The organism is Mycolicibacter hiberniae (assembly GCF_010729485.1).
Classification (GTDB): domain Bacteria; phylum Actinomycetota; class Actinomycetes; order Mycobacteriales; family Mycobacteriaceae; genus Mycobacterium; species Mycobacterium hiberniae.
On record NZ_AP022609.1, the window covers coordinates 2001172 to 2018527 of the forward strand.

The following is a 17356-nucleotide window of genomic DNA, read 5'->3' on the forward strand; positions in this document are numbered from 1 at the left end:
CAGGGCCGCCGCGGTCGGATTACCGTGGGTACATGACGTCTCCCAAGGTCTCCCTCACCGACGATGAGTGGCGCGCGAAGCTCAGTCCCGAAGAGTTCGCGGTGCTGCGCCGCGCTGGTACCGAGCCGCCCAACACCGGCGAATACACCGACACGACCGCCGAGGGCATCTACGAATGCCGGGCCTGCGGTGCGGAGTTGTTCCGCAGCACCGAGAAGTTCCCGTCGCACTGTGGCTGGCCGTCGTTCTTCGACCCGGCCGACTCCGACGCCGTGATCCTGCGCCCGGACAACTCGCTGGGCCGACAGCGCACCGAGGTGTTGTGCGCCTCCTGCCACAGCCATCTGGGGCATGTGTTCACCGGAGAGGGCTACCCCACCCCGACCGACCAGCGTTACTGCATCAACTCGATCTGTCTGCGCCTGGTGCCGCCGTCCTAGCGGGCTGCTACGGCAGCGACGCCACCAACTGCTCGACCTCGACCCGGGGCCCGGTGAAGAACGGGGTTTCCTCCCGGGCGTGCAGACGCGCCTCGGTGTTGCGCAGGTCGCGCATGAGGTCGACGATCCGGTCCAGTTCGGGCGCCTCGAACGCCAGGATCCACTCGTAGTCGCCGAGGGCGAACGCCGGAACCGTGTTGGCCCGGACATCCTTGTACGACCGGGCCGCCATGCCATGCTCGGCCAGCATCCTGCGGCGATCCTCCTCGGGCAGGACATACCACTCCAGCGACCGCACGAAGGGGTACACGCAGACGTAGGCGCCCGCCGGCTCGCCGGCGATGAAGGCGGGCACGTGGCTGCGGTTGAACTCCGCCGGCCGGTGCAGCGCCACGCTGCTCCACACCGGCGCGCACGCCCGGCCCAACGCGGTGCGGCGGAAACCGGCGTAAGTGGCCTGCAGGTCCTCGATGCGCTCGGCGTGGGTCCAGATCATGAAATCGGCGTCGGCGCGCAGACCCGCCACGTCGTAGATACCGCGGACCACCACGCCGCGCTCCTCCTGCTGTTTGAAGAAGGTTGCGGCTTGGTCGGCGATCGCCTCACGGCTCTCCGAGCCCCCGTCGAGTCCGCCCGGATTCACCGAGAACACCGAGAACATCACGTAGCGGATGGTGGAGTTCAGTTTGTCGTAGTCGAGGTGCGCCATGGTCCATATGCTGCCACGGTGCGCGCGCAGAGTTCTACGGCGCCGGGGTGGCGCTGATCACGGCCGCCGCGGCCCGGTCGGCCGCGGCGATGCACGCCGGCACCCCGATGCCGTCGAGGTAGTTACCGGCGACCGCCACGGTCGGCGGCAGCGCCGCACGCAGCCCGGCGATCAGGTCGGCGTGGCGGGAGCGATATTGCGGCATCACCGCAGCCCAGCGCTGCACGCGCACGTCGATCGGATCCACCGTGACCCCGAAGACCGCCTCCAGGTCCTGCACCGACCACCCCAGAAGGTCCGCGTCGGAGGCGCCGATCCGCGAGTCTCCGAACCGGCCGAAGGACAACCGCAGGACCTCCACGCGGCCGCCGTAGCCCCGGTCTCCCCACTTGCGCGAGGTCAGGGTGATCGCCTTTGCATGCAGCCGCTCCCCGGTGGCCACGAGCACCCCGGAGTTGTCCGGGAACGCCGCGCCGGCGGGCACCGCCATGGCGACCACCACCGAGGAGGCGTTGTCGATGCGGCTGGCCGCCGCCGCGGCGCGGGGTGCGAATCCGGTGGCCAACCGCGCCAGCTGCGGCGCGGGAACCGCGACCACCACGCGGTCGGCGCGGTGGTGGCCCCCACTGGCGTCCCGCAACAGCCAACCCTGGCCGACCGGGTCGATCTGGGTGACCGCGGACTGCACCCAGCGCGGCCGAGCGCTGCGCACCAGCGCGTTCACCAACACCTGGTATCCACCGGAGATCGCGCCGAACACCGGAACGCCGGTCGTGGCGGGCAGTGTTCGGCGCACCGCCTCGGTCAGGCTGGGGACCCCCTCGTCGAGCAGGGCGGCCAGCCCGGGGACCGCCGAGCGCAGCCCGACAGTCGCGGCCGACCCCGCGTAGACCCCGCCGATCAGCGGATCGACCGATGATGCGACCACCTGTTCGCCGAACCGGTCGGCAACCAGGGCGCCCAGCGCCGGGTCACTGCCCGGCTCGAATGCCAGCGGGCGGGCGGGTTCACCGGCGATCCGAGCGAGCGTCTCGGCGTCGACCAGTCCGGCCATCGACGCCGGCGAGGACGGAATGCCGCTCACGGTGTCCGCCGGCAGCCGGTGCAGCAGCCGGTTGCGGTACAGCAGCGGCCGCACCCCCGTCGTACCGCGCTGCCGGTCGGCCAGCCCGAGCTCGGCCAGCAGGGCCGGCACCTCGCGCCGGCGGGCGATGAACGCCTCGGCCCCCACGTCGACGCTGAGTCCGCCCAGGCTCTCGGTCCGCAGCAGTCCCCCGAGCCGGTCGGCGGGATCGAAGATAGTGATGTCGGCTGCGTCGCCGAGTGTCGCTCGCAGCCGGTGGGCGGCGGCCAGGCCGGAGATTCCGCCTCCGACGACGCAGTACGACGTGGTCACAATGAGTGAACCAGCGACACCAGGTCGGTCAGCACCCCGGGATCCGTCTCCGGCAGCACGCCGTGCCCCAGGTTGAACACGTGCCCCGCCGCTCCGGCTTGCACCGCGGCCCGGCCGTCGGCGATCACGGCCCTGGCCGCCCGCTCCACCACCGGCCAGCCCGCCAGCAGCACCGCCGGGTCCAGGTTGCCCTGCAGTGCGGTGCCGGCGCCGACGCGGGTGGCGGCATCGGCCAGCGAGGTGCGCCAGTCCACCCCGACCATCCTGGCCGGCGCCGGCTGCATGACCTCGGCCATCACGCCCAGCAGCTCGCCGGTCTGCACCCCGAAGTGCGTCATGGGGACCCCCCGGTCGGCGAGCGTGGCGAAAACGCGGGCGCTGTGCGGGGCTACGTAGCTCCGGTAGTCGGCCCGGCACAGGGCCCCGGCCCAGGAGTCGAACAGCTGAATGGCGTCGACGCCGTGGTCGAGCTGCACCGAAAGGAACGCGATGGTCAGGTCGGTGAGCCGGGTCATCAATTCGTGCCAGCTGTCCGGATCGGCCAGCATCATCGCCTTGGTCCGGGCGTGGGTCCGGCTCGGACCGCCCTCGACCAGGTAGGAGGCCAGCGTGAACGGCGCGCCGGCGAAGCCGATCAGCGGCACCTGCCCCAACGCATCCACCAGCAGCGATACCGCCGTCGCGACCGCACTCACCTGCTGCGGGTCCAGGGGCTTGAGCGCGGCGACGTCGGCGGCGGTCCGCACCGGGCTCGCGATCACCGGCCCGACGTCGGGCACGATGTCCAGATCCACCCCGGCCCCGCGCAACGGCACCACGATGTCGGAGAACAGGATCGCCGCATCGACGTTGTGGCGGCGCACCGGCTGCAGGGTGATCTCGCAGACCAGCTCCGGGTCGAAGCAAGCCGCCAGCATGGTGTGCTGTGCGCGCAGCTCCCGGTATTCGGGCAGGGAACGACCGGCCTGGCGCATGAACCAGACCGGCACCCTGCTGGGTGTCCGGCCGGCGACGGCGGTCAGGTACGGGGAATCAGGCAGTTCACGACGGGGGCTCATCGGGCTCAATGCTGCCACGCCCGCGGGCCACAGGCCGAACCGTGCCGATTCCATGCGCCGTGCCTGCGGCCCGACTCCGACGAACCGCGCCGAACCGGGGTGATTCGGCGCGCCTGTCTGCGCCGACCGGCGCCGGGGGTTAGCGTGAGATCCGGTGACCCGCGTCGCGGCGGTGCGCAATCCAACTCTGGGCGCCGGCCGCTGGCGATGCGGCGCACAGCGATCAGTTAAGGAGCGGCACCCGTGACATCAGCCGAGCCTGCCCCGTTCCGGGAAGCGGTGGCGACGATGCACGCCGCGACGGTGCGGTCGGAGATCGAGTTGGGCCCGATCCGGCCGCCGCAGCGCCTGGCGCCCTACAGCTATGCCCTGGGCGCCGAGGTCAAGCATCCCGAGACCGACTTCGTCCCGGAAGACTCCGACGGCGATGCCTTCGGCCGGCTGATCCTGCTCTACGACCCCGACGGCACCGACGCCTGGGACGGCACCATGCGACTGGTGGCCTTCATCCAGGCCGACCTGGATCCGCAGGAGGCAATCGACCCGCTGCTGCCCGAGGTCGCCTGGAGCTGGCTGGTGGAGGCCCTGGCGGCCCGTACGGAACACGTCACCGCCCTGGGCGGCACCGTCACCGCCACCACCTCGGTCCGCTACGGCGACATCGCCGGGCCGCCGCGGGGACACCAGCTGGAACTGCGCGCGTCATGGACGGCGACCACACCCGAGCTGGGCAGCCATGTCCAGGCGTTCTGTGAGGTCCTGGAGCACGCCGCGGGCCTGCCCCCGGTCGGGATCACCGATCTGAGTTCGCGAACCCGCGTCTGAGATGTCCGAGCAGACTCAAGAACCGGCCACCGACGAGCCCGAGCCGACCCCGCTGTCGCATCCCGCCGAGGGGGTGCCCGAGGTGTCAACCACGCGCCGACAGGTGCATGCGGCCGCCGATCTGCTGGCGGGCGGCCACGGCCCGTTCGCGGTGGACGCCGAGCGGGCCTCGGGTTTCCGTTACTCCAATCGGGCCTACCTGATTCAGATTCGCCGGGCCGGCGCGGGGACGGTGCTGATCGATCCGGTCGGCGCGGGCGAGGATCCGGCCGCCCTGCTGCGCCCGGTCGCCGAGGTGCTCGACGACGACGAATGGATTCTGCACGCCGCCGATCAGGATCTGGCCTGCCTGGCCGAGGTCGGGATGTGGCCCAGGGCGCTCTACGACACCGAGTTGGCCGGCCGGCTCGCCGGCTTCGAGCGGGTGAACCTGGCCGCGATGGTGCAGCGACTGTTGGGCCTGGGCCTGGCCAAGGGGCACGGTGCCGCCGACTGGTCCAAACGGCCGCTGCCGGCGGAGTGGCTCAACTACGCCGCCCTGGACGTCGAGGTGCTCATCGAACTGCGCCAGGCGGTCGCCGAGGTATTGTCCGAGCAGGGAAAAACCGACTGGGCTGCACAGGAATTCAACCACCTCCGGGTAACCGACTTCACCACGACCACACGCCGCGACCGGTGGCGGCGCACGTCGGGGATTCACAAGGTGCGGGATCGGGGCGGCCTGGCCGCCGTTCGGGAGTTGTGGACTGTACGCGACCAGATCGCGGCGCGCCGCGATGTCGCCCCCGGTCGCATCCTGCCCGACGCCGCGATCATCGCCGCGGCAATAGCCAACCCCACGACCGTCGAGGAACTGCTCGCCCTGCCGGTGTTCGGCGGGCCCAGACAACGCCGCAGCGCGTCGACCTGGCTGGCTGCGCTGGCTGCGGCTCGCGACAACCCGGAGCCGCTGGAAACCGGCGAAGCCGCCAACGGCCCACCACCACCGTCCCGCTGGGCTCGGCGCAAGCCTGAGGCCGCCGCCCGCCTCGATGCGGCGCGCGCCGCGCTGACCGCGGTGTCCGAACAGGTGAACGTGCCGACGGAGAATCTGCTCACCCCCGAGCTGGTGCGCCGTTTGTGCTGGGACTGGAAACCGGCCCGGTCGGACGCCGCAACGGCGATCGAGGCGTTTCTGGCCGCCGGCGGCGCGCGGCCGTGGCAACGCGCCCTGACGGTGCCGGTACTGGCCGAGACGCTCAGCGGAACGACGGGCGCCAACCGCCCGCACTGAGCGCCGGGCCGGTTCGGATCACCGGGGCGCTCGCGGTGAGCTGTTGCTACACTGCCCACCGAGCAGCCGAATCGGGTTTTCGGCCAGTGCTTTCACCCACTCACACCGTGGACGCGAACCGTCAAGGACTTCCCATGGCTGAATTTCCTTGGAGGGCCTTGTGTCTCGAACTTTTCGCCGGATCGTCTACGTCATCAGCTACGAGCTGGTCGCCGTTGCGCTGACCACCCTCGGCCTGACCGTCCTGGGGTTCGGCGGCGGGAGCTCAGGAGTTGTGGCGGTGGCCGCGTCCACTGTCGCGGTGATCTGGAATTACCTGTGGACCACTGCGTTTGAGAGCTGGGAGCGGCGCCAGTCCTGCCGCACCCGCACCCTTCGGCGCCGGATCGCCCACGCCGTCGGTTTCGAAGGCGGCCTGGTGGTGCTGTTGTTGCCGGTCGTGGCCCACACCTTGAAAGTTTCGCTGCTGGAGGCCTTCGGTCTCGAAATCGGCCTGCTGGCTTTCTTCCTCGTCTACACCTTCGTGTTCGCGTGGGTGTTCGACACGATCTGGCCACCGGCGAGCTGAACCCGCTAGTCGAGACGCTCGCTGACCTCTTCGACGCAGGTGCTGGAGCCCAGAGCAGCCACCCACCCGGTGATCTGGCGAGCCACGTCCTGCGCGGACAGGCCGACCTTGGCCAGCACCTCGCCGCGCGAGGCGTGGTCGTAGAAACGCTGCGGCAGGCCGACGTCGCGGCAGGGCAGATCGATCTCGGCGCGGCGCAGCGCCGCCGACACCGCCGAGCCGATACCGCCGGCCACCCCGTTGTCCTCGCAGGTGACCACCAGTTTGTGCGCAGCGGCCATCTCGACGAGCACGTCGGGCACCGGGAGCACCCAGCGCGGATCGACCACGGTCACTCCGATGCCCTGCTTGCGCAGACGCTCGGCCACCGCCAGCGCCATCGGCGCGAACGCACCGACCGCGACGAGTAGGACATCGGCGGGCAGCCCGTCAGCCGGCACCGCCAGCACGTCCACGCCGGACCGCCGCTCGATCGCGGGAATGTCTTCGCCCACTTCCCCTTTCGGGAAGCGCAACGCGGTGGGGCCGTCGTCGACATCAAGCGCTTCACCGAGTTCCTCACGCAGCCGGACGCCGTCGCGCGGTGCGGCCACCCGGATGCCGGGCACCACGCCCAGAATGGACAGGTCCCACATGCCGTTGTGGCTGGCGCCGTCGGGCCCGGTGATCCCGGATCGGTCCAGCACCAGGGTGACCGGCAGCTGATGCAGCGCCACGTCCATCATGAGCTGGTCGAAGGCGCGGTTGAGGAACGTCGAGTAGACCGCCACCACCGGGTGCAGACCGCCCATCGCCAGCCCCGCCGCGGAGGTCAACGCGTGCTGCTCGGCGATCCCGACGTCGAACATCCGATCCGGAAAACGCTGCCCGAACGGCGCCAGCCCGGTCGGGCCGGGCATGGCGGCGGTGATCGCCACCACATCGCGGCGCTTGGCGCCGTACTCGATGAGCGCGTCAGAGAACACCGCCGTCCAGCCTCGCCCGGACGTCTCGGCGGCGTAGCCGGTCAACGGGTCGATCACCCCGCAGGCGTGCATCTGCTCGGCTTCGTCGTTCTCGGCCGGACCGTAGCCCTTGCCCTTGCGGGTCACCACGTGCACGATCACCGGCCCGCCGAACCCCCGCGCGCGGCGCAACGCCGACTCCACCGCCGCCTCGTCATGGCCGTCGATCGGGCCCAGGTACTTCAGTCCGAGGTCGGTGAAGAGCGCCTGCGGCGCCAGCGCATCCTTGAGGCCCGCTTTGACACTGTGGATGACTTGGTAGCCGAGTTCGCCGACCAGCGGCACGCCGCGGACCGCGGTACGGCCCCGTTCCAGCAACCGCTCGTAGGCCGGCTGCAGCCGCAAGGCGGCCAGATGGTCGGCGAAGCCGCCGATGGTGGGCGCGTAGCTGCGGCCGTTGTCGTTGACCACGATCACCACCGGACGGTTGCCCGCAGCGATGTTGTTGAGCGCCTCCCAGCACATCCCGCCGGTCAGGGCGCCGTCGCCGACGACGGCCACCACGTGCCGGTTGCGGTGCCCGGTCAGCTCAAAGGCTTTCGCCAGCCCGTCGGCGTAGGACAGCGCCGAGCTGGCATGGCTGGATTCCACCCAGTCGTGCTCGCTCTCCGCGCGCGACGGGTAACCGGACAGCCCGCCCTTCTTGCGCAGCGTGTCGAAGTCGAGGCTGCGCCCGGTCAGCATCTTGTGCACGTAGGCCTGGTGGCCGGTGTCGAAGATGATCGGGTCGTGTGGGGAGTCGAACACCCGGTGCAACGCCAAAGTGAGTTCCACCACACCCAGGTTCGGCCCCAGATGTCCACCCGTTGCGGCGACCTTGTGGATCAGGAACTCGCGGATCTCGGCCGCCAAATCGGTCAGCTGGGCCTGCGAAAGGTGCTGCAGATCGGCGGGGCCGCGGATCCCTTCAAGCATTTGGCCAGTCTACGCACGGCGGCAGGCAGCCCAGCTATCGTCGTCCTATGCGTGCCGCGGAGATCGCCGAGGAATTCCCGGTGGTGGTCGCTGACTCCAACGCCCTGGAGGCGGCCAGGCTGCTCGCCGACCACCGGTTGCCCGGGATCGTGGTGGTGGACGGATCGGGTCGTCCGCTCGCGGTGCTGCCGGCCTCTCAGGTGGTGCGGTTCATCGTGCCGGGCTACGTCCAGGACGACCCGTCGCTGGCGGGGGTGCTCAACGAGACCATGGCCGACCGCGCTGCCGAGAAGCTGGGCGCCAAAGCGGTACGCGACATGCTGCCCGAACATCTGCCCGAAGTGCCGGCCGCCGGCGCCGACGAGACGGTGATCGAAGTCGCTTCCACCATGGCCCGCTTGCGCAGCCCGCTGGTCGCGGTGGTCAAAGACGGTAAACTGCTCGGCGTGATCACCGCGTCGCGTCTGCTTGCCATGTCGCTGAAAGCCTGACCCCGCGGATGGCCTTTTTCGCGACGGCGGTGTTTTTGACCGCGTACGCGTTCATCGCCGCTGATCGGATCAATAAAACGCTGGTGGCGCTGACGGGCGCGGCGGCCGTCGTCGTCCTGCCGGTGATCAGCTCCGACGACATCTTCTACTCCCACACCACCGGGATCGACTGGGACGTCATCTTCCTGCTGCTGGGCATGATGATCATCGTCAGCGTGTTGCGCCAGACCGGCGTGTTCGAGTACATCGCGATCTGGGCAGCCAAGCGCGCCAACGGTTCTCCCCTGCGGATCATGGTCCTGCTGGTGCTGGTCACGGCGGTGGCCTCGGCGCTGCTCGACAACGTCACCACTGTGATATTGATCGCTCCCGTCACTTTGCTGGTCTGCGACCGCCTCGAGATCAACCCCGCGCCGTTCCTGATGGCCGAGGTGTTCGCCTCCAACATCGGCGGCGCCGCCACCCTGGTCGGCGACCCGCCCAACATCATCATCGCCAGCCGGGCCGGGTTGACCTTCAACGCCTTCCTGATCCACCTGGCGCCGATCGTGGTCGTGGTGATCGCCGTGTTCGTCGTCATGCTGCCCCGGCTTTTTCCCGGATCGTTCGCCGTGGAGCCCGACCGGGTCGCCGATGTGATGGCACTCGAGGAACGCGAGGCGATCCGCGACCGGGGCCTGCTGATCAAATGCGGCGTGGTGCTGGCCGCGGTGTTCGCCGGGTTCATGGGCCATGGCGCACTGCATCTGGAGCCGTCGGTGGTGGCGTTGTTGGGCGCCGGCGTGTTGATCGTGACGTCCCGGCTGGAACGCTCCGACTACCTGGCGGGGGTCGAATGGGAAACCCTGCTGTTCTTCGCCGGACTGTTCGTGATGGTCGGCGCGCTGGTGGACACCGGCGCGATCGGCGCGCTGGCCAAGGCCGCCACCGAGCTCACCGGCGGCAACGCCCTGCTGACCACGATGGGCATCCTGGGGGTGTCGGCTCCGGTGTCGGGAATCATCGACAACATCCCCTACGTGGCCACCATGACCCCGATCGTCTCCGAGCTCAGCACCACCCTGCCCAACGACCTGCATCCCGACGCCTTGTGGTGGGCCCTGGCGCTGGGCGCGGATTTCGGCGGCAACCTGACCGCGGTGGGAGCCAGCGCGAACGTGGTGATGCTCGGCATCGCCCGGCGCGCCGGTACCCCCATCTCCTTCTGGGAGTTCACCCGCAAGGGCATCGTGGTGACCGCGGTGTCGGTGGCGCTGTCGGCGGTGTACCTGTGGTTGCGCTACTTCGTGTTCGGCTGACGCCGGGCGCTCACCGGGTGAGCAGCGCCACGCACTCCATGTGGTGGGTCAGCGGGAAGGCGTCGAACACCCGGATCTGCTCGACGGTGTACCCGTGGCCCCGGTACAGGCCGATGTCGCGGGCGAACGCGGCCGCCTCACAACCGACGTGCACCACGCGCGGCACATCCGCGGCCGCCAGCAGGTCGATCACCTCACGGCCCGCGCCGGCGCGTGGTGGATCCAGCACTGCCACCGCAGCCGGCTCGCGCTGCGCCTCCAGTGCCCGGCGCACCGAGTCAGTGCACACCGATACCTGCGGGAGGTCGGCCAGCGCCGCCCGGGCGGCGCCCGTCGCGGCCCGCGAGGTGTCGACGCTGATCACCTTTCCGGTCGGCCCCACCGACTCGGCCAGCGCCGCGGCGAAGATTCCGGCCCCACCGTAGAGATCCCAGGCGGTGCTTCCCGAATCGGCCTGCGCCCACTGCCCTATCAGCGCACTGTAGATCGAGGCCGCCCGCCGATGCGCCTGCCAGAACGCGGTCACCGGAATCTGCCAGCGGCGGCGGCCGACCCACTGGGCGGCGTGGTAGTCGCCCTCGACGACCTCCGGGCGATGCCCCCGGCCGGTGCTCACCACATGCCGGACCCCGTCGTCATCGGCCACCACATGCACGTGATCGCCAGGCCGCCAACGGTGTTCGGCCAGCCCCTTGATCATCCCCGCCGGCAGCTGACCGCACCGCAGATCGGTGACCAGCTCATCGCTGTGGTACCGGTGGAATCCGGCCTGCCCATCGGCGCCCACTTCCAGGCGGACCCGGCTGCGCCAGCCCGTCGGTCCGTCATCGCCGAGCGGTTCGGCTTCGCCGTGCCACGCATACCCACCGATCCGGGCCAGCTGGTTGGCCACCACCTCGCCTTTGAGCGCCCGCGCTGCCGCGGGGTCGGCGAACGCCAGGTCACAGCAGCCGGCACCGTCCGCGCCGGCGATCGGGCACAGTGACTCGATCCGGGCCGCAGCCGGTTCGAGCACCTCGACGCACTCACCGTGCCAGTAGGAGCCGCGTTCGGCGGTGATCCGCACCCGCACCCGTTCGCCGGGCAACGCGTAACGAACGAAGACCACTCGGCCGTCGTGCCGGGCCACGCAACTGCCGCCGTTGGCGGGCGACCCCGTGACCAGGGTCAGTTCTTGATCGATCACTGCCTTAAAAGCCTCTCCGGGTGTCGCCGGGCGCGTGGTGCTGCGCCAGGACCTTGCGCCGCTCCGAAGAGTTCAGCTGCCAGGGCACCGAGGTGACCATGACCTGTGGCATGAACAACAGCCGGGTCTTGAGCCGCAGGGCACTCTGATTGTGCAGCAGCTGTTCCCACCAGCGGCCCACCACGTATTCGGGGATGTAAACGGTCACCACAGTGCGCGGGGACTCCTTGCTGATGCGTTTGACGTAGTCGAGCACCGGCCGGGTGATCTCGCGGTATGGCGATGCGATCACTTTAAGCGGGACGGTGATATCGCTTTCCTCCCACTCTCGGACCAGTTGGCGGGTCTCGGTGTCGTCCACGTTGACGGTGATCGCTTCCAGGGAGTCCGGTCGCGTCGCCCGCGCGTAGGCCAGCGCGCGGCGAGTCGGCAGGTGCAGCTTCGACACCAGCACCAGGGCATGGTTGCGACTGGGCAGCATCGCCTGGTCCTCCTGGGCGGCCGACTGGGCGGCCAGTTCCAGACTCACCGCGTCGTAGTGCCGGCGGATCAGCTTCATCATTACGAACAGCGCCGACATCGCCACGATCGCGATCCACGCGCCGGCGATGAACTTGGTGGCGATCACCACGATCAGCACCGCGCCGGTGGCGATGAAGCCGATCGTGTTGACCACCCGGGAGCGCAACATCTTCGACCGGGCGGCCTGGTCGGTTTCGTTGCGCAGCAGCCTGTTCCAATGCCGCACCATACCGATCTGACTCAGCGTGAACGAAACGAACACCCCGACGATGTAGAGCTGAATCAGCGCGGTGACCTCCGCCCCGAACGCCACGATGAAGGCGATGGCCACCACCGCCAGGAATCCGATGCCGTTGGAGAACGCCAGCCGGTCGCCACGGGTGTGCAACTGCCGGGGCAGGTAGGAGTCCTGGGCCAGGATGGATCCCAGCACCGGGAAGCCGTTGAAGGCGGTGTTGGCGGCCAGCGCCAGGATCAGCGCGGTCACCCCGGCGATGATCCACAAGCCGGGCGGAAAGCCCCGGAACACCGTCTCGGCCAGCTGGGCCAACAGCGTTTTCTGTTCGTAGTCCGCCGGCGCCCCGATCAGCTGCTCATGCGGGCGGGCGGCGATCTTCACCCCGGTCTCCCGGGCCAGCACGATAATGCCCATCATCAGCGTGACAGCAATCACACCCAGCATCAGCAGGGTGGTGGCGGCGTTCCGCGACTTCGGTTTGCGAAACGCCGGCACACCGTTGCTGATCGCCTCCACACCGGTCAGCGCGGCACAGCCCGACGAGAACGATTTCGCCACCAGGAACACCAGGGCTACGCCCACCACCTCGCCGTGGGTGGAGTGAATCTTGAACTCGGCCGAATCGGCCTGCAACCGATCGCCGAGCACGAAGATCTGGAACAGACCCCAGCCCAGCATGACGAAGATCCCGATCATGAACGCGTACGTCGGGAAGGCGAACGCGGTACCGGACTCGCGGATGCCCCGCAGATTCGCCGCGGCCACCACGATCACCGTCCCCACCGCGAACGCCACTTTGTGCTCGGCGATGAACGGTATCGCCGAGCCGATGTTGGCGATTCCCGCTGAGATCGAGACGGCAACCGTCAGAACGTAGTCCACCATCAGCGCACTGGCCACGGTCAAGCCCGCGGCGGGACCGAGGTTGACGGTGACGACTTCGTAGTCGCCGCCGCCGGACGGGTAGGCGTGCACATTCTGGCGGTAGGAGGCCACCACGGTGATAAACACGAACGCGACCGCCAGACCCACCCAGGGCGTCATCCGATAGGCCGCCAGGCCCGCCACCGACAACACCAGAAAGATCTCTTCGGGTCCGTAGGCCACCGAGGACAGCGCGTCGGAGGCGAACACCGGAAGGGCGATCCGTTTCGGAAGCAGCGTGTGGCTGAGCCGATCACTGCGGAAGGGCCGGCCCAGAACCAGGCGCCGAGCAGCGGTGGAAATCTTCGACACGAGAGCCAAGGGTAAGCCAGCGCGGCATTGGCGGTAGCGTTCACCGAATACGGGCACCACTGCTGCTGCCAACCAGGCGAAACCGGCCGAAAGGACGTTGCACGTGCGGGTAGTTGTGATGGGTTGCGGCCGAGTTGGCGCCTCGGTGGCCGATGGGCTGTCCCGGATCGGACACGAGGTCGCCATCATCGACCGAGACAGCACCGCGTTCAACCGGCTCAGTCCGGAGTTCAACGGCGAGCGCGTGCTCGGTATGGGCTTCGACCGCGATGTGCTGCTGCGAGCGGGCATCGAGGATGCCGCTGCCTTCGCCGCGGTGTCCTCCGGTGACAACTCCAACATCATCGCGGCGCGGCTGGCCCGGGAGACCTTCGGCGTGTCGCGGGTGGTGGCCCGCATCTACGACGCCAAGCGGGCGGCGGTCTACGAGCGTCTGGGCATCCCCACCATCGCCACGGTGCCGTGGACCACCGACCGGATGCTCGATGCGCTGACCCGGGAAAGCGAGACCACCAAGTGGCGCGACCCCACCGGCACGGTCGCGGTCGCCGAAGTCGTCCTGCATGAGGACTGGATCGGCCGTCCCGTCACCGATCTGGAGGCGGCCATCAATGCCCGGGTGGCGTTTTTGATCCGGTTCGGTACCGGGGTACTGCCCGAGCCCAGAACGGTGATTCAGGCCAGCGACCAGGTCTACGTGGTCGCGGTGTCGGGCCGGGTGGCCGAAGCGATCGCGATCGCCGCGCTGCCGCCGAGCGAGGACCTGGACAAATGAAACCCCCCACCGGCCGCCGGCCCAAGGAGCGGCGCAGATGAAGGTAGCGATAGCCGGGGCGGGCGCGGTCGGCCGGTCGATCGCTCGCGAACTGCTCGACAGCGATCACCAGGTGACCTTGATCGAGCGCAACCCTGAGCACGTCGACCCCGAGGACATCGCCGACGCGCAATGGCATCTGGGCGATGCCTGCGAGCTGAGCCTGCTGGAGTCGGTGCACCTGGAGTCCTTCGACGTGGTGATCGCCGCGACGGGCGACGACAAGGCCAACGTGGTGCTGTCCCTGTTGGCCAAGACCGAGTTCGCGGTGCCCCGGGTGGTGGCGCGCGTCAATGATCCCCGCAATGAGTGGCTGTTCACCGACGCGTGGGGGGTGGACGTCGCAGTGTCCACGCCCCGCATGCTGGCCTCGCTGGTCGAGGAGGCCGTCGCGGTCGGCGACCTGGTTCGGCTCATGGAGTTCCGCAAAGGTCAGGCCAACCTGTTGGAGATCACCCTGCCCGATGACACGCCATGGGGCGGCAAGCCCGTGCGCAAGCTGACGCTGCCCCGCGACGCCGCGCTGGTGACGATCCTGCGCGGGGCCCGGGTGATCGTGCCGCAGGACGACGAACCACTCGAGGGCGGTGACGAACTGCTGTTCGTGGCGTCCAGCGGCATCGAGGACGAACTGCGCGCCCTGCTGCTACCCCGCTGACCGGGGAGCATGCTCGGCTGCCGGGGCGGCAGGGCGCGCGTCGAGTGCCCGCTGAACGTATTTGACCGCCAGGTAGGTGGCCACCGCCGCGACCGCCGTCAGGGGCCAGCCCATGGCGATGCGCGCCACCCCCAGCCAGCCCGTCTCATCGGCGTTGTAGAGCAGCCGCTGGACCACGAAACGGGACCCGAAGACCAGCACCCAGGTCAGGGTCGCCAGATCGTAGGCGTAGACGGCCGCACGCAGCTCGCGCCAGACCGTGGGCTGACCTGTTGCCCACGACCAGACGTAGCCGACCACCGGACGGCGAATCACGATCGACGCGGCGAACACCGCTGCCCACACCAGCGACATCCAGATTCCCAGCAGGAAATAGGCCTTGGAGTCGCCCATGCGATAGGCGATCAGGGCGCAGACAGCAACCCCGATGAAGCCGGAGACGGCCGGCTGGCTGGATTGCCGGCGCAGCAGGCGCCAGGCCAGTACCGCCGCGGCCACGCCCACCGCCGCCAGGACCGCCGCCCGCAGGCCGAAGATGTTGGAGGTCGGCACGAACACCACGATCGGCAACGAGGAGTAGATCAGCCCGGACAGCCCGCCGACCTGCTCCAGAAGGCGCTGCGGCCCCTGGGCGCCCTCGGAGCGGTAGTCCTCGCTCATCGCTGTGCCGGTCTGACGGGAGGGTGGGGTCACTGCTGGATTTCGTAGTGCGGGTTGTAGATGGCCTTGCTGCCGCTCTCCAGTTTGCCCAGCCGGCCGTGCACCCGCAGCGTGCGGCCAGAGTCGATTCCGGGAATGCGGCGCTGCCCCAGCCAGACCAGCGTCACCGTGTCGGTGCCGTCGAAAAGTTCGGCCCGGACCCCGCCGACGCAGCCCTTGGCGTTGGCTTCGACGCTGCGCAGTACCCCGACCATGGTGACCTCTTGGCCGCGCTGGCAGTCGATCGCGCGCTGCGCACCGGTGTTGAGCGCCTCGTCGGACAGCTCTTCGACGTCACGCAGCTCGGGATCTTCCGTCAATCGCCGAGTCAGCCGGCGCAGGTACTCTTTCGGAGCAGCCATTGCCCTCTCCCTCAATCGTGTGCGCACGCTACGGTAGACCTGTTGTTTACCTAATGCCACATGACCGGCCTGCCGGGTGGCGGACAACACCGACACGATCAAGAGGTGGCGTTGGTTCTGCGCGGCGTGACGGCCGTTTTGCTGCCGGGGACCGGATCCGACGACGACTATGTACGCCGGGCGTTCTGCCAACCGTTGCAGCAGGTGGGTGCCGCCTTGGTGACGCACCGGCCGCAGCCGGGCCGCCTCGTCGAGGGGTATCTGGAGGCGCTGGACGCCGCGGCCGCCCGGTCCGGCCCGATCCTGGCCGGCGGGGTATCGATCGGTGCGGCCGTGGCCGCCGCGTGGGCACTGAGCCATCCCCACCGGGCGGTCGGGGTGCTGGCCGCGCTGCCGGCCTGGACCGGCGCACCCGATGGCGCCCCGGCTGCCCAGGCCGCCCGCTACAGCGCCCAGCAGCTGCGCGATGAGGGGCTGGCCGCTGTGGTGGCCCAGATGCGGGCCTCCAGCCCGGGGTGGCTCGGGGACGAGTTGGCCCGTTCGTGGACCGCCCAGTGGCCACAACTGCCCGATGCGCTGGAAGAAGCCGCGGCCTACGTTGCACCGACATCAGCCGAGCTGGCGGCGCTGACCGTGCCGATGGGTCTGACCGCAGCCGTCGACGACGCGGTGCACCCGTTGCAGACGGCCTCCGACTGGGCGGCCACCGTCCCGCGAGCGGCGCTGCGCACCGTCACCCTGGATCAGATCGGCGCCGACCCGGCCGCCTTGGGCAGCGCTTGCGTCACCGCGCTGATCGCCGCCATGAGCTGACCAGCCGCCCCACGGTCGCTAGCCGCCGGTGATGGTGCGCAACTGCTGCATCGCCGATCCCTCCACGCTGCGGCGGGCGGCGGGCGCCGGCGGTGGCGGTGTGGCACCGCCTCCCCCGAACTGCTGCATCGCCGCGGCCTGCTGGGCTGCCGCCTGCTGGGCCGCGGCCTGTTGGGCTGCCGCCTGCTGGGCTGCGGCCTGTTGGGCTGCCGCCGCACGCAACTGCTCGGCCATGGGTTCGGGCAGGCGCACCGGCAACGGGGTGCGCACCGGCAGCGGCGTGTCGCCGCGCCGGACCACGGTGTCGGCCAGTGCCTGGCGTGCCAGCTGGGCCAGTGGCTCGATGGTCTCGGGCCTGCCGTTGATCACGCAGCGCACCATCCAGCGGTAACCGTCGACACCGATGAACCGAACGGCGCCGGTCGCTGTTCCGACCACCTCCCGGCCCCATGGACCGTCGACGATGCTGACGTTCGCCGAGTCCCTGCGCAGCGCTTCTGCCAGCTCGGCAGCCACCTCACGCCACAGACCCGGTGACTTGGGCGCGGCATAGGCGGCGATGTTGAACCGGCCGTACTGGGTCACCAGCCACACCGCACTGGGGACACCGGCATCGCTGAGTTCGACCTGGACCTGAGCCCCCGCCGGCATCGGCACCAACACCGAGCCGAGGTCGAGCCGAGCCGTGGTAGCCGCCGCCGGGTCGTCGAAATCCTCGATGTCGAAGGGACCCTCCAGCTCCTCCGGCTCGGTTTCGAAGTCGTCGTCCGATTCTGCGGAGGCCTCCGGCCCGGCGCTCGTCGGCTTGGCCGCCTCGCCTTTGCCTTTACCTCTACCGAATGCCATCACAG

General features: G+C 69.6%; 18 protein-coding genes. 9 read left to right on the forward strand and 9 right to left on the reverse strand.

The annotated features are described in order from the left end of the window. Positions 1 to 32: 32 nt before the first annotated feature. The gene (gene msrB / locus G6N14_RS09325; protein WP_085134422.1) at positions 33 to 440 is read left to right on the forward strand and encodes a peptide-methionine (R)-S-oxide reductase MsrB; all 408 of its coding nucleotides are present in this window, start codon (positions 33 to 35) and stop codon (positions 438 to 440) included. Between the two features lie 7 nt (positions 441 to 447). Here msrB and hemQ read toward each other — a convergent pair whose 3' ends face one another. From hemQ to hemE, 3 genes are read right to left on the reverse strand one after another with little or no spacing between them, the layout of a single operon-like run. Then, the gene (gene hemQ / locus G6N14_RS09330; RefSeq protein ID WP_085134423.1) at positions 448 to 1149 is read right to left on the reverse strand and encodes a hydrogen peroxide-dependent heme synthase; all 702 of its coding nucleotides are present in this window, start codon (positions 1147 to 1149) and stop codon (positions 448 to 450) included. A 34-nt stretch (positions 1150 to 1183) separates the two neighbouring features. After that, complete coding sequence (locus G6N14_RS09335) at positions 1184 to 2548, reverse strand: protoporphyrinogen oxidase (RefSeq protein WP_085134513.1); 1365 nt, start codon at positions 2546 to 2548, stop codon at positions 1184 to 1186. Next, entirely contained in the window at positions 2542 to 3603 is a 1062-nt protein-coding gene (hemE, locus tag G6N14_RS09340) for a uroporphyrinogen decarboxylase (protein WP_085134512.1), read from the reverse strand. The genes G6N14_RS09335 and hemE overlap by 7 nt, the downstream gene beginning before the upstream one ends. Before the next feature lie 288 nt (positions 3604 to 3891). Between hemE and G6N14_RS09345 the strand changes: the two genes are divergently transcribed. From G6N14_RS09345 to G6N14_RS09355, 3 genes are all read left to right on the forward strand, one after another. Further along, positions 3892 to 4428, forward strand: coding sequence for a DUF3000 domain-containing protein (locus G6N14_RS09345; RefSeq protein WP_234808817.1), 537 nt, complete (start codon positions 3892 to 3894; stop codon positions 4426 to 4428). A gap of 1 nt (position 4429) precedes the next feature. Continuing rightward, positions 4430 to 5701 (forward strand): ribonuclease D, encoded by a 1272-nt coding sequence (locus G6N14_RS09350; RefSeq protein WP_085134425.1) that lies wholly within the window; start codon positions 4430 to 4432, stop codon positions 5699 to 5701. 160 nt (positions 5702 to 5861) lie between these two features. Then, positions 5862 to 6269, forward strand: a complete 408-nt coding sequence (locus G6N14_RS09355) for a PACE efflux transporter (protein ID WP_085134426.1) — start codon at positions 5862 to 5864, stop codon at positions 6267 to 6269. Positions 6270 to 6274: 5 nt separating this feature from the next. On the opposite strand, the gene dxs is transcribed toward G6N14_RS09355, so the two are convergent. After that, complete coding sequence (dxs, locus tag G6N14_RS09360) at positions 6275 to 8188, reverse strand: 1-deoxy-D-xylulose-5-phosphate synthase (protein WP_085134427.1); 1914 nt, start codon at positions 8186 to 8188, stop codon at positions 6275 to 6277. Positions 8189 to 8235: 47 nt separating this feature from the next. Here dxs and G6N14_RS09365 point away from each other — a divergent pair, with 47 nt between their 5' ends. Further along, a complete protein-coding gene (locus G6N14_RS09365; protein WP_085134428.1) occupies positions 8236 to 8679 on the forward strand; it encodes a CBS domain-containing protein in 444 nt (147 codons plus the stop codon). An 8-nt stretch (positions 8680 to 8687) separates the two neighbouring features. After that, entirely contained in the window at positions 8688 to 9977 is a 1290-nt protein-coding gene (locus tag G6N14_RS09370) for an ArsB/NhaD family transporter (RefSeq protein WP_085134429.1), read from the forward strand. 10 nt (positions 9978 to 9987) lie between these two features. Here the strand turns inward: G6N14_RS09370 and G6N14_RS09375 are convergent, their stop codons facing one another. Together G6N14_RS09375 and G6N14_RS09380 are read right to left on the reverse strand one after the other, a co-directional pair. Continuing rightward, positions 9988 to 11163: a class I SAM-dependent RNA methyltransferase gene (locus G6N14_RS09375; RefSeq protein WP_085134430.1), complete on the reverse strand. Its 1176-nt coding sequence runs from the start codon at positions 11161 to 11163 to the stop codon at positions 9988 to 9990. A 4-nt stretch (positions 11164 to 11167) separates the two neighbouring features. Then, positions 11168 to 13159: an APC family permease gene (locus G6N14_RS09380; RefSeq protein WP_085134431.1), complete on the reverse strand. Its 1992-nt coding sequence runs from the start codon at positions 13157 to 13159 to the stop codon at positions 11168 to 11170. A 103-nt stretch (positions 13160 to 13262) separates the two neighbouring features. On the opposite strand from G6N14_RS09380, the gene G6N14_RS09385 reads away from it, so the two are divergent. Next, a complete protein-coding gene (locus tag G6N14_RS09385; RefSeq protein ID WP_085134432.1) occupies positions 13263 to 13934 on the forward strand; it encodes a potassium channel family protein in 672 nt (223 codons plus the stop codon). 37 nt (positions 13935 to 13971) lie between these two features. After that, positions 13972 to 14631, forward strand: coding sequence for a potassium channel family protein (locus G6N14_RS09390; protein WP_085134433.1), 660 nt, complete (start codon positions 13972 to 13974; stop codon positions 14629 to 14631). Here the strand turns inward: G6N14_RS09390 and G6N14_RS09395 are convergent. Beyond that, on the reverse strand, positions 14620 to 15291 hold the full coding sequence (locus G6N14_RS09395; protein ID WP_085134434.1) for a DUF3159 domain-containing protein: 672 nt from the start codon (positions 15289 to 15291) through the stop codon (positions 14620 to 14622). The genes G6N14_RS09390 and G6N14_RS09395 overlap by 12 nt on opposite strands. 29 nt (positions 15292 to 15320) lie before the next feature. After that, a complete protein-coding gene (locus G6N14_RS09400; protein ID WP_085134435.1) occupies positions 15321 to 15692 on the reverse strand; it encodes an OB-fold nucleic acid binding domain-containing protein in 372 nt (123 codons plus the stop codon). A gap of 105 nt (positions 15693 to 15797) precedes the next feature. On the opposite strand from G6N14_RS09400, the gene G6N14_RS09405 reads away from it, so the two are divergent. Then, the gene (locus G6N14_RS09405) at positions 15798 to 16505 is read left to right on the forward strand and encodes a hypothetical protein (protein ID WP_085134514.1); all 708 of its coding nucleotides are present in this window, start codon (positions 15798 to 15800) and stop codon (positions 16503 to 16505) included. 18 nt (positions 16506 to 16523) lie between these two features. Here G6N14_RS09405 and G6N14_RS09410 read toward each other — a convergent pair whose 3' ends face one another. After that, positions 16524 to 17351, reverse strand: a complete 828-nt coding sequence (locus G6N14_RS09410) for a DUF3710 domain-containing protein (RefSeq protein ID WP_085134436.1) — start codon at positions 17349 to 17351, stop codon at positions 16524 to 16526. Positions 17352 to 17356 lie beyond the last annotated feature (5 nt).

Excerpts from the sequence above, each read along its gene's own strand:
- G6N14_RS09370 (WP_085134429.1), top strand. The coding sequence starts at position 8,688 with ATGGCCTTTTTCGCGACGGCGGTGTTTTTGACCGCGTACGCGTTCATC.
- G6N14_RS09345 (WP_234808817.1), top strand. The coding sequence starts at position 3,892 with ATGCACGCCGCGACGGTGCGGTCGGAGATCGAGTTGGGCCCGATCCGG.
- G6N14_RS09350 (WP_085134425.1), top strand. The coding sequence starts at position 4,430 with ATGTCCGAGCAGACTCAAGAACCGGCCACCGACGAGCCCGAGCCGACC.
- G6N14_RS09390 (WP_085134433.1), top strand. The coding sequence starts at position 13,972 with ATGAAGGTAGCGATAGCCGGGGCGGGCGCGGTCGGCCGGTCGATCGCT.
- G6N14_RS09410 (WP_085134436.1), bottom strand. The coding sequence starts at position 17,351 with ATGGCATTCGGTAGAGGTAAAGGCAAAGGCGAGGCGGCCAAGCCGACG.
- G6N14_RS09395 (WP_085134434.1), bottom strand. The coding sequence starts at position 15,291 with ATGAGCGAGGACTACCGCTCCGAGGGCGCCCAGGGGCCGCAGCGCCTT.
- G6N14_RS09365 (WP_085134428.1), top strand. The coding sequence starts at position 8,236 with ATGCGTGCCGCGGAGATCGCCGAGGAATTCCCGGTGGTGGTCGCTGAC.
- msrB (WP_085134422.1), top strand. The coding sequence starts at position 33 with ATGACGTCTCCCAAGGTCTCCCTCACCGACGATGAGTGGCGCGCGAAG.
- hemE (WP_085134512.1), bottom strand. The coding sequence starts at position 3,603 with ATGAGCCCCCGTCGTGAACTGCCTGATTCCCCGTACCTGACCGCCGTC.
- G6N14_RS09400 (WP_085134435.1), bottom strand. The coding sequence starts at position 15,692 with ATGGCTGCTCCGAAAGAGTACCTGCGCCGGCTGACTCGGCGATTGACG.
- hemQ (WP_085134423.1), bottom strand. The coding sequence starts at position 1,149 with ATGGCGCACCTCGACTACGACAAACTGAACTCCACCATCCGCTACGTG.
- dxs (WP_085134427.1), bottom strand. The coding sequence starts at position 8,188 with ATGCTTGAAGGGATCCGCGGCCCCGCCGATCTGCAGCACCTTTCGCAG.